The organism is Rhodopseudomonas pentothenatexigens (genome assembly GCF_900218015.1).
GTDB lineage: Bacteria > Pseudomonadota > Alphaproteobacteria > Rhizobiales > Xanthobacteraceae > Rhodopseudomonas > Rhodopseudomonas pentothenatexigens.
This window is the reverse complement of the sequence record NZ_UFQQ01000023.1, coordinates 28110-40254: the sequence shown is the minus strand read 5'-3', so window position 1 is coordinate 40254 and position 12145 is coordinate 28110. Positions and strand designations below refer to the sequence as shown.

The 12145-nt window shown below is 65.9% G+C and carries 14 protein-coding genes; 3 read left to right on the top strand and 11 right to left on the bottom strand.

The window, feature by feature from the left end; all coding sequences use genetic code 11:
- Nucleotide 1 precedes the first annotated feature (1 nt).
- Nucleotides 2-409 carry a Na+/H+ antiporter subunit G gene (locus DWA33_RS19160; RefSeq protein ID WP_114360116.1) on the top strand — a complete coding sequence of 136 codons (408 nt, stop codon included), beginning with the start codon at nucleotides 2-4 and terminating at the stop codon, nucleotides 407-409.
- Nucleotides 410-523: 114 nt separating this feature from the next.
- On the opposite strand, the gene DWA33_RS19155 is transcribed toward DWA33_RS19160, so the two are convergent.
- Nucleotides 524-1117: a hypothetical protein gene (locus DWA33_RS19155; protein ID WP_114360115.1), complete on the bottom strand. Its 594-nt coding sequence runs from the start codon at nucleotides 1115-1117 to the stop codon at nucleotides 524-526.
- A 283-nt stretch (nucleotides 1118-1400) separates the two neighbouring features.
- Here DWA33_RS19155 and DWA33_RS19150 point away from each other — a divergent pair, with 283 nt between their 5' ends.
- Complete coding sequence (locus DWA33_RS19150) at nucleotides 1401-2084, top strand: TetR/AcrR family transcriptional regulator (RefSeq protein WP_114360114.1); 684 nt, start codon at nucleotides 1401-1403, stop codon at nucleotides 2082-2084.
- A gap of 283 nt (nucleotides 2085-2367) precedes the next feature.
- Nucleotides 2368-2955, top strand: a complete 588-nt coding sequence (locus DWA33_RS19145; RefSeq protein WP_114360113.1) for a PepSY domain-containing protein — start codon at nucleotides 2368-2370, stop codon at nucleotides 2953-2955.
- Between the two features lie 51 nt (nucleotides 2956-3006).
- Here DWA33_RS19145 and DWA33_RS19140 read toward each other — a convergent pair whose 3' ends face one another.
- From DWA33_RS19140 to DWA33_RS19095, 10 genes are all read right to left on the bottom strand, one after another.
- Entirely contained in the window at nucleotides 3007-3918 is a 912-nt protein-coding gene (locus DWA33_RS19140; protein WP_114360112.1) for a flagellin, read from the bottom strand.
- Between the two features lie 11 nt (nucleotides 3919-3929).
- Complete coding sequence (gene flgK / locus DWA33_RS19135) at nucleotides 3930-5693, bottom strand: flagellar hook-associated protein FlgK (protein ID WP_114360111.1); 1764 nt, start codon at nucleotides 5691-5693, stop codon at nucleotides 3930-3932.
- Nucleotides 5694-5714: 21 nt separating this feature from the next.
- Nucleotides 5715-6170: a flagellar protein FlgN gene (locus DWA33_RS19130; protein ID WP_114360110.1), complete on the bottom strand. Its 456-nt coding sequence runs from the start codon at nucleotides 6168-6170 to the stop codon at nucleotides 5715-5717.
- A gap of 1 nt (nucleotide 6171) precedes the next feature.
- The gene (locus DWA33_RS19125; RefSeq protein ID WP_114360109.1) at nucleotides 6172-6453 is read right to left on the bottom strand and encodes a hypothetical protein; all 282 of its coding nucleotides are present in this window, start codon (nucleotides 6451-6453) and stop codon (nucleotides 6172-6174) included.
- Between the two features lie 3 nt (nucleotides 6454-6456).
- Nucleotides 6457-7725 carry a flagellar hook protein FlgE gene (gene flgE, locus DWA33_RS19120; protein ID WP_114360108.1) on the bottom strand — a complete coding sequence of 423 codons (1269 nt, stop codon included), beginning with the start codon at nucleotides 7723-7725 and terminating at the stop codon, nucleotides 6457-6459.
- A gap of 18 nt (nucleotides 7726-7743) precedes the next feature.
- Nucleotides 7744-8412 carry a flagellar hook assembly protein FlgD gene (locus DWA33_RS19115; protein ID WP_114360107.1) on the bottom strand — a complete coding sequence of 223 codons (669 nt, stop codon included), beginning with the start codon at nucleotides 8410-8412 and terminating at the stop codon, nucleotides 7744-7746.
- A 238-nt stretch (nucleotides 8413-8650) separates the two neighbouring features.
- Entirely contained in the window at nucleotides 8651-8938 is a 288-nt protein-coding gene (locus DWA33_RS19110; protein ID WP_244601345.1) for a hypothetical protein, read from the bottom strand.
- Nucleotides 8939-9066: 128 nt separating this feature from the next.
- On the bottom strand, nucleotides 9067-9471 hold the full coding sequence (locus tag DWA33_RS19105; RefSeq protein ID WP_114360106.1) for a flagellar export chaperone FliS: 405 nt from the start codon (nucleotides 9469-9471) through the stop codon (nucleotides 9067-9069).
- A gap of 2 nt (nucleotides 9472-9473) precedes the next feature.
- Nucleotides 9474-11168 (bottom strand): flagellar filament capping protein FliD, encoded by a 1695-nt coding sequence (gene fliD / locus DWA33_RS19100; protein ID WP_114360105.1) that lies wholly within the window; start codon nucleotides 11166-11168, stop codon nucleotides 9474-9476.
- A 67-nt stretch (nucleotides 11169-11235) separates the two neighbouring features.
- Nucleotides 11236-12051, bottom strand: coding sequence for a flagellin (locus DWA33_RS19095; protein ID WP_114360104.1), 816 nt, complete (start codon nucleotides 12049-12051; stop codon nucleotides 11236-11238).
- Between the last annotated feature and the right edge of the window lie 94 nt (nucleotides 12052-12145).

Here is a 12145-nt window from a genome sequence, read left to right as displayed (position 1 = left end):
GATGATCTGGGCGAGCGAAATCCTGGTCTCCGCGCTGATCCTGATCGGCGCCTTCTTCCTGCTGGTCGGGTCGTTCGGCCTGGTGAAGCTGCCGGATCTGATGCGCCGCCTGCATGCGCCGACCAAATCGACCACGCTCGGGATCGGATCGCTGCTGATCGCCTCGATGCTGTACTTCGCGCTGCTGCGCGGTGCAGCGTCGCTGCACGAACTGATGATCTCGGTGTTCCTGTTCCTGACCGCGCCGATCGCCGCCCATATGATCGCCAAGGCGTATTTGCTGCGCAGCCGCAGTCTGCACAAGAGCCTGCCGCGGCCTGCGGACGGGGGAGAGTGGGCGACCTATCCGAGGCGCGCCGACGGTGCCGACGCGGGTGCCAAGGCCAAGCGGATGCCCGACGGCGGGTGAGGGCCGGCGAAAGCCGCGACGAAAAGTCCGTCTGGCGGACCTGTCACGTCATGGCTGAAACTATCGATGGGATGCGCCGCGACACCTGCGGATCGTCGCAGGCGTCCGCCGTGATCACATCTCGCTGACGATCGCAGCGATACTCTGCCACGTTCGCTCGTGCAGCTGTCGCGTCTTTTCGAAGTGCGCCTTGATCGACTTCAGCGCCTTGTCGCTGGCGGTCGAGAACGTTCCGAGCCTGACCTGTTCGGAGGCGATCCGCCCGACGATTTCATCGAGTTCACGCTTGGCCTGGTCGACCTGCGCCTGGGATTCCTCCTGGAGCTTGCTCAGCGCAGCTTCGATCGCCGCCTTGCTACTGGTCGTGACCTCGGTGGGATCCTGGCGGGGCTCGGAAACGCCGTCCGATCGGGCCAGCAGGAACGAGCGGATTTCGCCGTGCGCCTTGCTCCACTCTTTCGACAACCGGGCAACGGTGACTTCGGCGATCTCCGGCGGGATGGCACGCCGCGACGACAGCGCGTCCAGTCGCTCGGCGAACACGGTGCGGATGGAGAGCAGTTCGGCGACGGTGCGATGCGCCTGGATTCGGCCGTCGTCGTCCAGATGCGCCGCCCATCCGTGCAGCGACGATACGAGCATGTCGATCTCGTCGCGCTTGCGCTTGATCCAAACCACTTCGTCACACGTGCTGACGCTTGCATCCATGTCGTTCGCGCTTTCGGCTGGGCAGGGACGGGCGGGGCACCAGGGTACGCCGCCTTCCGGGATATTCCGACGCAGTCACTAAATGGAACGATAACGTTCTGTTATGCCGATGTCGATGGGGAGTTCCCGGACAGCGGGGACATTCAGGCGATGACATGCTCGAGCCGTGCGGCGGGTATGAAGTCGTACGGCTTATCCAATGGAACATCCGCACCCGGCATGGCTTGGATGCCGGACAAGGGTATAATGCCGCAGATTGTCGCAAATGGAGACAACCCGAACGATGAAATCCGCAGCGAAGAAGACCGCTGCAAAAGCGCGCGCTGCCAAATCTCGCGGAGGACGCCCGACCCGAACCGCCGCTCTTCAGCGCGATCTTCGGCTGCTCGACGTCGCCACTCGCCTGTTCATGGAGCGGGGATTCGACGCCACCACGATCGATGCTGTGGCCGAGGAGGCGCGTGTCTCCAAGCTGACCGTGTATTCCCGGTATACCGACAAGCGTGGGCTGTTCGAGGCCGCGCTTCGCCGCGAAATCGGACGCTGGCTGGCGCCATTGTCGCAGGGCGTCGAGGAGCGTCGGACCAATCCGTCGAGCGTATCGCTCGAGGCCTGGTTCGTGGGGATCGGCCGGCAGGTCCAGGACATCGGGACGACACCGGAAGTGACCGCGATCATGCGCACGCTGTCGTTTCAGGCGGCGAACTTTCCCGATCTGGCCAGGCTCGCCCACGAGGAAGGCTGGGGGCGCGCGGTCTCGACGCTGGCGCACCTGTTCGATCATCTCAACGAGCAGGGGCTGGTGCAGGTCCTCGACGCCACGGTGGCGGCCGAAACCTTTCTCAACATCGTGGTCGGTCCGCTGACCCGGTTGACGATGTTCGGAATTCCGATCGACCAGAAGAACCGCGACCGGCAGCTTCGCCTGGCCGTCCGACTTTTCCTGACCGGCATTCGCCCGAGCTGACAGGGAGCGGGCTCCGGCGGTGGACGGCCGCCAACGCCGCGCTTGCGCATCCATCGTTCCGAACCCCGCGCCGGCCGATCCGGGACAGTCCGATTGACAAAACGAAACGAACTGGTACCGTATCGTTATGGCGCCCCAGCGCCTCGCGGTTTGCGGATCGCCGTACTCCCACGCTGTCCGTAAGCCCCGTGCGGCCGATCGCATGCCGCCCCACGCGATCGGCCGCTTCTTTCGAAGCGCCGGCGGTGGTGCCGTTAGGCGGCCGGATCCGTGGAGCCGATCGATGCGAACTGCATTCACTGCCGCCGGCGTTGTTCTGGTTCTGCTGACGCAGCCATCGTCCGCCGCCCGCGACATCGACGCGCCGATGCCCGGTCTCGAGCAAGTCCCGGGGGACGTTGCGTCCGCCGACCTGGCATTGGCACGTAAGCTTGAACTGGTCCGCGCTGCGCCGGTGTCACCCGGACAGGCGATCACGATCGCCGAGAAGCTCCACCCGGGGACCAAGAGCCTGCGGATCGAGACCGACGTGGTGATGAACGAGCTGGTGTATCGGGTCAGGACGGCGCGCGACGGGCAGGTGTGGGCGAGTGTCGTCTCCGGTATGTCGGGCGCGGCGGCGAGCGAGCCGCCGGACTCGGTGCCGGCGCAGGCCGGAGCGGACGAACGGCGCCAGCTCGCGGTGCTGCAGGCGATCGGTCCTGGAATGTCGGATGCGGTGGCGGTTGCCGAACGCTCGACCCGCGGTCGCGCCGTGCTCGGCGAATTGCGGGTGGAGAAGGGCCGGCTGAAATTCGCCGTCGTGGTGCTGGCCGGCGACGACCTCAAAGAGGTGGTGCTGGAGCCTCCGGGCGCGCGGCTGCGGCGATGATGGCCCGGCGACCCAGGATGTTCCGGCCTGGACCGCCTGCGTCGTTCCGATTCACTTCAGGTAGTTGCTGAGATGGAGGCTCTGGATCGTCGCGATCGCCGAATACGAGGCGGTGAGCTGCGCCTGGTAGGTCGACAGCGCGGCGGTGACGGCGGCGACGTCGACGCTGGTCAGATCGGTGGCCAGCGACTGCGCGAACGATTGATAATCGGATTGGACCGTGCTGGCGCGCTCGATCGACGCCGCCGAATTGGAGATCCGGCTCTGCACGGTGCCGATCGCATCGGTCGCGCTGGTGACCAGATCGAGCGCCTCCTCGAGCGTGTCGGACGACAGCGACGACGCGTTGGCGATCAGGTTCATCGCCCGTAGCGCCTGCTCGAACGCCGGATCGTCCGCGGTGACGCCGTAGGTCACCGTCTGGGTGTCCGAGACCCGCGCCGACGCCAGCTCGTCGTCCCCCCGATAGTACGAGGTGTCGGGGCTGGACGGCGTGGTCGCGGCCGGGTAGGTCGCGCTGGAGATATCGACCGGGGCGGTATCGGTGCGGGCACCGCCGAACAGGTATTGCGCGCCGTATTTGCTGTTGAGCAGCGCTGCCATCTGCTCCAGCGCGTCCTGCGCGGATTGGATCACGCTGGATGAATCCGTGCTGGCGGTGTTGCTCGCCGCCGTCAACGTGCTGCGGAAGCTCGACAGCAGGTCGGCAATCGAATTCACCGACGCATACATCACCTCGATCTTGCTGCCGGCCTGAGTCGCGGTGTCGATGTAGGTCTGGGCGCGGGCGACCGACACCTGCAGGTTGACGACCTGCTTGGCTCCCGATCCGTAACCGCCGAAATCGGTGGAAACGACGCCGGACGCCTCCTGCATCTGCATCGCGGTCATCGTCGCCTGGCTCTTGAGCGCGGCGGCGATCATCTGCTGGCTGGAAGCGAAGGTGGCGACGCGCATCGTCATTGGCGCTCTCCTCAGCCGGCGCTTTGCACTGCGGAGAGCAGCGATTCGAACATCTCGTTGATCGCCTGGATCAGTTGCGCGGCCGCGGCATACTGGTTCTGCAGATTGCTGAGCTTGGCGGTCTCCTCGTCGACGTTGACGCCGCTCTGCGACGACAGCGCGCTCGACAGCGTCGACTGCGTGGTCTGCTTGGCGGTGTAGGCGTCCTCCGCCGTGCTGGCGATGGTGGCGACGTGGGCGATGATCTCCGCCGCGTAATCGGCGAACGAGCTGGCGCTGGCTCCGAGCCCGCCCACCGCCGCGAAGCTGGTTGATCCGGTGAGCGCCGTATACAGCGCGTCGGTGACGGTGGAGGAGCCGGCGCTCAGCACCGTATCGCCGGTCGTCAGGCTCGAGGCGGACGACAGCGACGAGGTCGGCAGCTTCGAGGAGTCGGCGAGGAGATCGGATGCGACCTTGAAGTCGGAGGCGCTGGTCGCGGTCACGACGTCGTTGAGGCCGAGGAAGTCGGACAGGCCGAGGCTGTCGTCGCCGACCGATCCGGTGATATTGGAGATCGCGATGCCGTTGCTCGCGCTCGAGGCCGCGATCACGACGTGGCCCGAGGAGTCGATCGAAGCCGACAGGCCGGAGATGCCGTTGATCGCGCCGACCAGATCGCCGACCGTCGCATAGCCGGAGAGGTCGAGGTCGCCGGAACTGACCAGCGCCCCGTTCTGATCGGTCACCGCGATCCGCACCGTTCCGGTGCCGTTCAGGGCCGTCGACGACGTGACCGCGGTGGTGCCGGTCAGCGTCGATTTCGGCGGCAGAGCGGTGCCGAGATTCGACGCCGCGTTGATGCTGTCGGCCAGTTCGGTGGCGAGCTGATCGAGCTGCGCCTGGGCCGCCGGCAGCGTGGTGTCGCGCAACGTGATCAGCGCGCCGATCGATCCGGACGAGATCTGCCCGGTGACGTCGACGCCGTCGACGGTGATGCCGGAGAACCCGCCGGTCGACGATGCGCTGTAGGTGGTGGAGGAGGTCACCGTCGACGCCGGCGTGTACGACAATTCGTGCACCGCGCTGTCGAGCAGCGCCTGCCCCGATCCGGTGTAGATCTGCATATCGCCGCTCGACGAGATGAAGTAGCTGACGTTCATCTGGCTGGCGATCTGTTGCACCGCATTGTTGCGCTGGTCTTCGAGATCGCCGGTGGCCTGGCCGGAGGCGGCGGCGAGCTTGATCTGGGCGTTGAGGCCGGCGATCAGATTCAGTTGCTCGTTGACGTCGTCGACCGCGTCGTCGATCGACTGGTCGGCGTCGCTGCGCAGATCCTGGATGCCGTTCGAGGTGTCGCGGAGCTGCGTGGCCAGCGTGTCCAGCGCACTGATGACGTTGGCCTTCAGCGACGAACTGCTCGGATCGCTGCTCAGCGACGACAACGCCTGCTCCAACGTCGTCAGGGTGTCGGCGAGCGAGGTGTTGGAACTGTCGCTGCTGGTGCCGTACAGCGCCTGCAACTGATCCAAATAGCTGTTGGTGGTGGTCGCCGATCCGAGTGCCGACGTCGCCTGGACCAGCGATTTCAAGAGCAGCTTGTCGACGTTGCTGGTGATGCCGGTGATGGTGGTCCCGGTGCCGACGCCGCCGGTGACGGTGGACGCCTGGTTCGCGGTCTTGACCGTATAGCCCGTGGTGGAGGCGTTGGAGATGTTCGACGAGGTGACGCTGATCTGCACCTGCGTCGTCATCAGGCTGCTGAGTGCGATGCTTCTGGCGATGTTCAGCGACACGTCGACCTCACCGTCGGAGCCTCAGGCCCGGATGCTGGTGCCGCTGGAGGCGCTGCGCTGGACGATGCGGCCGCCGGCCCCGTAGGGCGACGCGCCGGCCATCTGCTCGCGGATCGCGGACATCACCGTCTCGATGCGGCGCTGGCTGGCTTCGATCGCGGCGCGCAGCCGGATCAAATTCTCGTCCATCGACTCCCGCAGGCATTCGATCCGGGCGGTGAACTTCGCCTGCAGCGCCGCATTGTTCGCCGGCAGCCGGACGCGCCGCGCCGAAACCTCGCCGACCCACAGCTCGAAGTACTCGGCGAGCCGCGTCTTCACCTCGGTGTGGCGCGACTGCGATGCCGGCAGACCGATGGCGAGTGCGGTGTTTTCGGCGGCGATCACGTCGATCAGGGCGTCGATCAGCTCGATCAGTTCCTCGATTCGTTGCGCGCTCTCTGCGTCGCTCGTCTGCCGTGCTCGATCCGGCGTCATGTCACGTCCTCGCTGTCTTGGCGGTTGTCGGTCGTGCGGCTGTCCGTGGCGCCAGCGCCGCACAGCGGGCATAGGCGGTCACCGCGCCGGATCGGGTGCGGGCGCCGGCGATCTCGGCCAGCACCCGGTCGCGGCGCGCGATCACGGCGGCGCGCAGTGCGCTGATCTCGCTCTCCAGCGCCAGCAGCCGGCGACGGTCGTCGCGCCGTGTCGTCGCATTAGCGGCCGCGGCGGCGCGGCGCAGCCGTCGCAGTAATTGGTCGTCGGTGTCCCGCGCGAACATGCCTTACCTCATCGCCGAGATCAGCGTGTCGAACATCTCGTTGACTGCCGAGATCACCTGCGACGCCGCCGAATACGCCTGCTGCGCCGAGATCATGTTGCTGAATTCGGTGTTGGTATCGGATGTCGAAGCTTCCAGCACGCCGCCCTCGATGCTGCCGGCGCCGTTGGTCCCGGAAAGCTGAACCACGGCGGTCCCCGACGCCAGGGTCGCGGCATACATGCCGTTGTCCTTGGCCTCGAGCTGGTCGGCCGCCGCGAAGGTGGCGACCGGGACCTTGTAGATCGTGATGGTCTTGCCGTTGGAGTAGGTCGCACTGACCGCGCCGTCGTCGCCGATCGCGATGCTCGACAGCTTGCCGTAGGCCATGCCGTCGGATTCGATGCCGGTGAGGTCGACGGCGGGCGTTGTGGCGCCGGACGAGTATTGGGTGAGACCGTCGGTGCCGCCCGCGGTGCCGAGATCCATGGTGATGACACTGTCGGCCGCGCCGTTGGTCCAGCCGGTTACACCGATCGTCGCCGGGCTCGGGTTGGTGCTGGCCAGCGAACCGTCACTGTTGAAGGTGATGGCGATCGAGCCCGACACCGTTCCGGTCGTGGTCGACGTATCCGAGGCGAGCGTCGGATTGGCGAAGGTCGCCGTCCAGCTGTTCTCCGCGGTCTTGGTCCAGGTGATCTGCATCGAGTTGGCGGTGCCGAGCGAGTCGTACAGCGACATCGACGTGGTGAAGGTGTCGTTCAGTTCGGCGTCGGCCGGAAGATTGGCGGCGACGGTGGTGGTCGTGGTCGCGCTGCCGCTGGTGGCGGCGACGCTGGTGTCGATCGGCACCAGCGTGTCGGCGCTGGCGCCGCCGACCACGTTGCCGTCGGCGTCGGTACGCCAGCCGAGCAGATAGGCGCCGGAGGCGTTGACCAGATAGCCGCTGTTGTCGAGCGTGAACGATCCGCTGCGGGTGTACAGCGTGGTGCCGCCCGCGACCGCCGTCGTCACCGGAAAGAACCCGTTGCCGGAAATGCCGATATCGGTCGAGGAGGTGGTGGTGGTCAGCAGCCCCTGCGTCGTGATGTTGGACCTGGCCAACACCGTGACGCCGCCGGACGAATAGGTGCTGGCACCGGACGACGCGGTGACCAACTGGCTGAACGACGCCGACGTGGTCTTGTAGCCGACGGTCTGGGAATTGGCGATGTTGTCGCTGATCATCGCCAGCGACTGGCTCTGCGCGTTGAGGGCGGAAATCGCAGAGGACAGGGCTCCGGTCAAGCTCATCTCGAGACTCCGAACTGCTTACGAGGTGACGCCGACCACGCTGGAAACGGCGAGCGAGGTGTCGCCGATCTTCAGCATCGCGGTGCCGGACGAGCTGTCGATCCCGGTGACGGTGCCGGTGACCGTGGTGTAGCCGTAGACCGAGTTGCCGGAGGAATCGGTGGCGGTGACTGCCAGCGAGTAGGTGCCGCCGTCGGCGAGCTGGGTGCCGGACGTCGTGGTACCGTCCCAGGTGAAGCTGTTGGTGCCGGCCGAGGTGGTGCCGCTGCCGGACCAGACGACGTTGCCGGAGGAGTCCGAGATCTCGAGCTTGACCTTCGACGCCGCCGAATTCAGCGAGTAGCCGAAGCTGATCGAGCCGTCCTCCAGCGTCGCGGAGTCGGCCTTGGCGGTGACCGTCTGGCCGATGTAGTTCGACGCGTTCAGCGTCAGCAGGCTGTTGAACGACGTCGTCAGCGAACTGAGATTGCTGTTCAGCGTCTGCTGCTGCTCGAAATTCGCGTAGGAGGTCAGCTGCGAAATGAAGTCGTTGGTGTCGGTCGGCTCCAGCGGATTCTGGTTCTGCAGCTCGGTCACGAGCAGGGTGAGAAAGTCGGTCGACGTCAGCGTCGACGAGGCGGTCGACGACAATGTCGTGGTAGCGCTCGTGGCCGCATACGCGGACGACGTGGTGGCAGCGACGCTCATGGCAAAGCTCCGGCGCGCACCGGCACGCAGTGCCGGATCGGCAATCAGTTGATGTCGTGGTTGGTGAACCCGTTCGAGATTGAAACGGGTCGGCGCGGGATTTCAGGCAGGGTTTCTGCGCCGCGGCCGCGAAGAAAATACGCGCAGCGGTGATCGGCGCGGCGACGCGTGCGGCGCCTCACCGCGCCGCGGTTTCGACCTGATCAGAACTCGGTTCGGGCGGGAATTCTGGGAGCAATCAGCTTGGGTCGCGATCGCGGCCGCGCGGCAGCGGCGCATCCGAGGGCGCGGCGGGATCACTGCGGTCGCGGCGCACGCGCGCCATGATCCGGTCGACCAGACCGTCCGGTGTGTTGACGGGCGAGGGGCTCAGTAGCCGGCGCAGCCGCTGGGCCTCGGCGAACGCGGCGCGGGCGTCCTCTGAATCGCGCAACAGCAATTCGGCGTCGCGTCGTTGCTGGTCGGGCCAGCACGACAGATCATCGCCAAGTCGATCGAGCAGATTTTGGAAATCTGCGGCGTCCATCATCTGCATCCCGTTCTGGGGAGGGTGTGCGACCGCTTCGGGTCGCCAATCTGCAGAGATTTAGCATGTCGCCATTGACGGAAGCTTAAGCAAGCCGCGCCGCGAGGAAAGTTTGCCGTGCGGCGGCGTCATCGCCGCGGCGGCGTCCTGTCGGTTCCGGCGGCCACCGCACGCCACGCATCGCGAAGCTCGGTGAGGCCGGCGATGATCCGATCGTAGCGCGACTGGGCGTCGGGTCTGCCGTAGGAGGTCAGACTGGCCATGATCAGCGCGTGATAGGCGCTGAACAGCCGTTCTCCCACCGCCGAGCCGCGGCTCAGGTCGAGATGATGGCTCAGTCCGCGCAGGATCGTGACCGACCGCATCAGATGGGCGTGGCCGTCCTCGAACCGCCGCTGTTCCACCGCGAGCATCGATCGGCGCAGCGACAAGATCGCCCCGTCGATCAGCATGATCACCGCCTGCAGCGGCGGAACCGTCACCGCGGCACGCTGGTAGAGCTGGGTCGCTAGATGTGTGTTCGGATAGGCCATGATCAGTCGCTGTCGGCGTTGAGGAGGGCTTTGAGGTAGTCCAGCGTCGAGTTCGCGGATTCGATCGCCGCCTGGTATTTCGCGTAGCGAAGCCGGAGGTTCTCTTCGAAGGTGGCCGCCGCGGAGTTGATGGTGTCGGCACGTTCCTGCAGGGTGGCATTCTGGGTCTGGAGATCGCTGATCAAGGTCTGCAGGCTGCCCGACGTGGTGTCGGAGGCGTTCTCGGCGATCGAGGTCAACATCGCGGCGATGCCGGTCGAGGCCGTCACGGTGATCGATTCCGAGCTGGTGCCCCGGAAGGTGAACGCGATGCCGGCGTAGTCGGTGCCGGCGGCGCCGATGATCGACTTGCCGCTGATGGTGAACAGGCTGCTGTCGCCGTTCACCGAGACCGAGCTCAGGGCGCCGCTGCTGTCGACCTCGATGTCGAGCGTGAACGAGGAGGGCGGCGAGACGTTGGTATTGACCACGCTCAGGCTGCTCGACGACGGTGTCAATTGCGTGCTCAGGAGCGCGATCACGCCGTCGAGGTCGCTCGACAGCGTGGAGGTCAGCGTCGAACTGTCCAGCGACAGTTCATTGTTGCTGTCGAACGTCAGGCCGAGATCGGCCAGCGACAACCCGCCGACCGTGGTGTTCAGTGCCGCCGAGATCTGGGTCATCAGATCGCGCAGCGTGCTGTCGCCGAACAGCACGGCATCGTCGCTTGCGGTGCCGTCGCTACTGGTCGCTTGTTGTCCGATGATGAATTCGCGCACCGCGTTGTAGTCGGTGACGAACTGCTCGACGGCCGCGACGATGGTGTCGGCGTCCGGCTCGATGTCGAAACTGATCGACGATCCGCTCGGGGTGGCTTGGAGCAGATTGAAAGTGACGCCGTCCAGCACGTCGTCGATATCGTTGGTGTCGCGGCTGATCGTGATGCCGTCGAGGGTGATGATCGCCGGCTGCGGCTGCTGCACCTCGTTGGTGAATTCGCCGGAATCGTCGGTGATCCCGAGGGCGGTCATGATGTCGGTGCCGGAGACGGAACTGGTCTCGATCGTGGCATTGTCGACCGAGGCGGAAAGCAGCAATTCGTAGCTGGTGCTCGACACCTGGATCACCGAGGCCTGGACATTGGTGGTCGAGCTCTGGGCGTTGATCGCGCTGGCGATGTCGGCCAGCGACATGCCGTCGGTGACGCTGATGTCGACGCTGTCTCCGCCTTCGACGCCGATCGAAAACACGCCGCTGTAGCCGAGCGCTTCGGTCTTGTCGGCGACGCTGGTGCCGAGCACCTTGTGGGCGGTCGCGACCTGGGTGATGGTCAGCGTGTGATCGCCGGTCACCGCGCCGTCGTCGATCGACATCGACAGCACCGAACTGGCGGATACGTCGCCGGTTGTGCTGATGGTGGCGGCGCGCGCGGCGAACGCGCTGCCGGACAGCGAATTGATGACCGAGCTGGCCAGAGTCTCGGTGTTGGTGGCCAGCGTGTCCAGCAGGCCCTGGAGTTCCTGATAGGCGGAGACCTTCGCCTCGTTGGCGGTGATCTTGGTTTCGATGCTGTCCGCCCGCGCGGTCTTGGAAGCGACGGAGGCTTCGATCAGCGTGTCCCAGTTGATGCTGGTCGAATTGCTGGTGCCGGTGGTGGTGACGGTGGCGGAGTTGGCGATCGAAGAAGCACTGCTGGTGCTGCTGCTGACGGACGTCATGCGCTAAGGCTCCGCTGAAGTGAAGCGGACCGCGCCGGGCGGTCCGCTTTCCGTGGTGAAAGGTCGATCAGCCGAGCAGCTTGAGCAGATACTGCGGCATCTGGTTGGCTGCGGATTCCGCGGCGACCGCGGCCTGCACCTTGACCTCGGCCGAGGCCAGCTTGGCCTGCTCGGACGCGATGTCGACGTCGGCGATCGCCGAGTTGGCGGCTTCGAGGTTTTCCGATTGGGTCGAGATCGAGTCCGACGAGAAGTTGAAGCGCGACTCCAGCGCACCGATCGAAGCCCGCGCCGAGGACACGGTGTCGATCGCGGCGTCGAGCGCGGTCAGGGCGGTCGTCGCACCGGCTTGGGTCGACACGTCGAGGGTACCGACGGCCAGCGTCGCCGAGGTCAGGTCACTCAGCGACACCGAGATCGTGTCGGTCGTCGAGGTGCCGACCATGATCGTGGTGGTGGTGAAGTCGCCGTTGAGCAGGCTGGTGCCGCTGTAGCGGGTGCCGCTGGCGATGCTGTCGATCTGCGAGATCAGCTGCGAGAATTCCGACTGGATGTAGCCGCGGCTGTCGTCGGTGACGTTGCCGGACGACGCCTGGGTCGCCAGCGACTTCATGCGCGCCAGGATGTCGCTGATGTTGGAGGCGCCGCCGTCGGCGGTCTGCAGGATCGAGGTCGCCTGCGAGGCGTTGGTGGCGGCCTGCTGCAACGTGGTGATGTCGGAGGAGATCCGGGTCGAAATCGCGAGGCCTGCGGCGTCGTCGGAGGCCTTGTTGATCCGCGAACCGCTCGACAGCTTGGCCAGCGAGCTCGACTCCTGGGCGGAGTTGACGTTGAGGAAACGGACCGCGGTGTTGGCGGCTGTGTTGGTGGAGATGACGGGCATCTGCTCGCTCCTTCGAATGATGCGGCGGCGCCTGCCGCCTGTCGGGGACCAATCCCGGACGCGGGGCGTCCCTCGTCCGCTGCGTACAACGGAC

What these genes read in the sequence shown, in the direction of transcription:
- fliD (WP_114360105.1), bottom strand. Translation starts at nt 11,168, where the DNA reads ATGACGTCCGTCAGCAGCAGCACCAGCAGTGCTTCTTCGATCGCCAAC.
- DWA33_RS19150 (WP_114360114.1), top strand. Translation starts at nt 1,401, where the DNA reads ATGAAATCCGCAGCGAAGAAGACCGCTGCAAAAGCGCGCGCTGCCAAA.
- DWA33_RS19095 (WP_114360104.1), bottom strand. Translation starts at nt 12,051, where the DNA reads ATGCCCGTCATCTCCACCAACACAGCCGCCAACACCGCGGTCCGTTTC.
- DWA33_RS19160 (WP_114360116.1), top strand. Translation starts at nt 2, where the DNA reads ATGATCTGGGCGAGCGAAATCCTGGTCTCCGCGCTGATCCTGATCGGC.
- DWA33_RS19155 (WP_114360115.1), bottom strand. Translation starts at nt 1,117, where the DNA reads ATGGATGCAAGCGTCAGCACGTGTGACGAAGTGGTTTGGATCAAGCGC.
- DWA33_RS19145 (WP_114360113.1), top strand. Translation starts at nt 2,368, where the DNA reads ATGCGAACTGCATTCACTGCCGCCGGCGTTGTTCTGGTTCTGCTGACG.
- DWA33_RS19125 (WP_114360109.1), bottom strand. Translation starts at nt 6,453, where the DNA reads ATGTTCGCGCGGGACACCGACGACCAATTACTGCGACGGCTGCGCCGC.
- DWA33_RS19140 (WP_114360112.1), bottom strand. Translation starts at nt 3,918, where the DNA reads ATGACGATGCGCGTCGCCACCTTCGCTTCCAGCCAGCAGATGATCGCC.
- flgE (WP_114360108.1), bottom strand. Translation starts at nt 7,725, where the DNA reads ATGAGCTTGACCGGAGCCCTGTCCTCTGCGATTTCCGCCCTCAACGCG.
- DWA33_RS19115 (WP_114360107.1), bottom strand. Translation starts at nt 8,412, where the DNA reads ATGAGCGTCGCTGCCACCACGTCGTCCGCGTATGCGGCCACGAGCGCT.
- DWA33_RS19105 (WP_114360106.1), bottom strand. Translation starts at nt 9,471, where the DNA reads ATGGCCTATCCGAACACACATCTAGCGACCCAGCTCTACCAGCGTGCC.
- DWA33_RS19130 (WP_114360110.1), bottom strand. Translation starts at nt 6,170, where the DNA reads ATGACGCCGGATCGAGCACGGCAGACGAGCGACGCAGAGAGCGCGCAA.
- DWA33_RS19110 (WP_244601345.1), bottom strand. Translation starts at nt 8,938, where the DNA reads ATGGACGCCGCAGATTTCCAAAATCTGCTCGATCGACTTGGCGATGAT.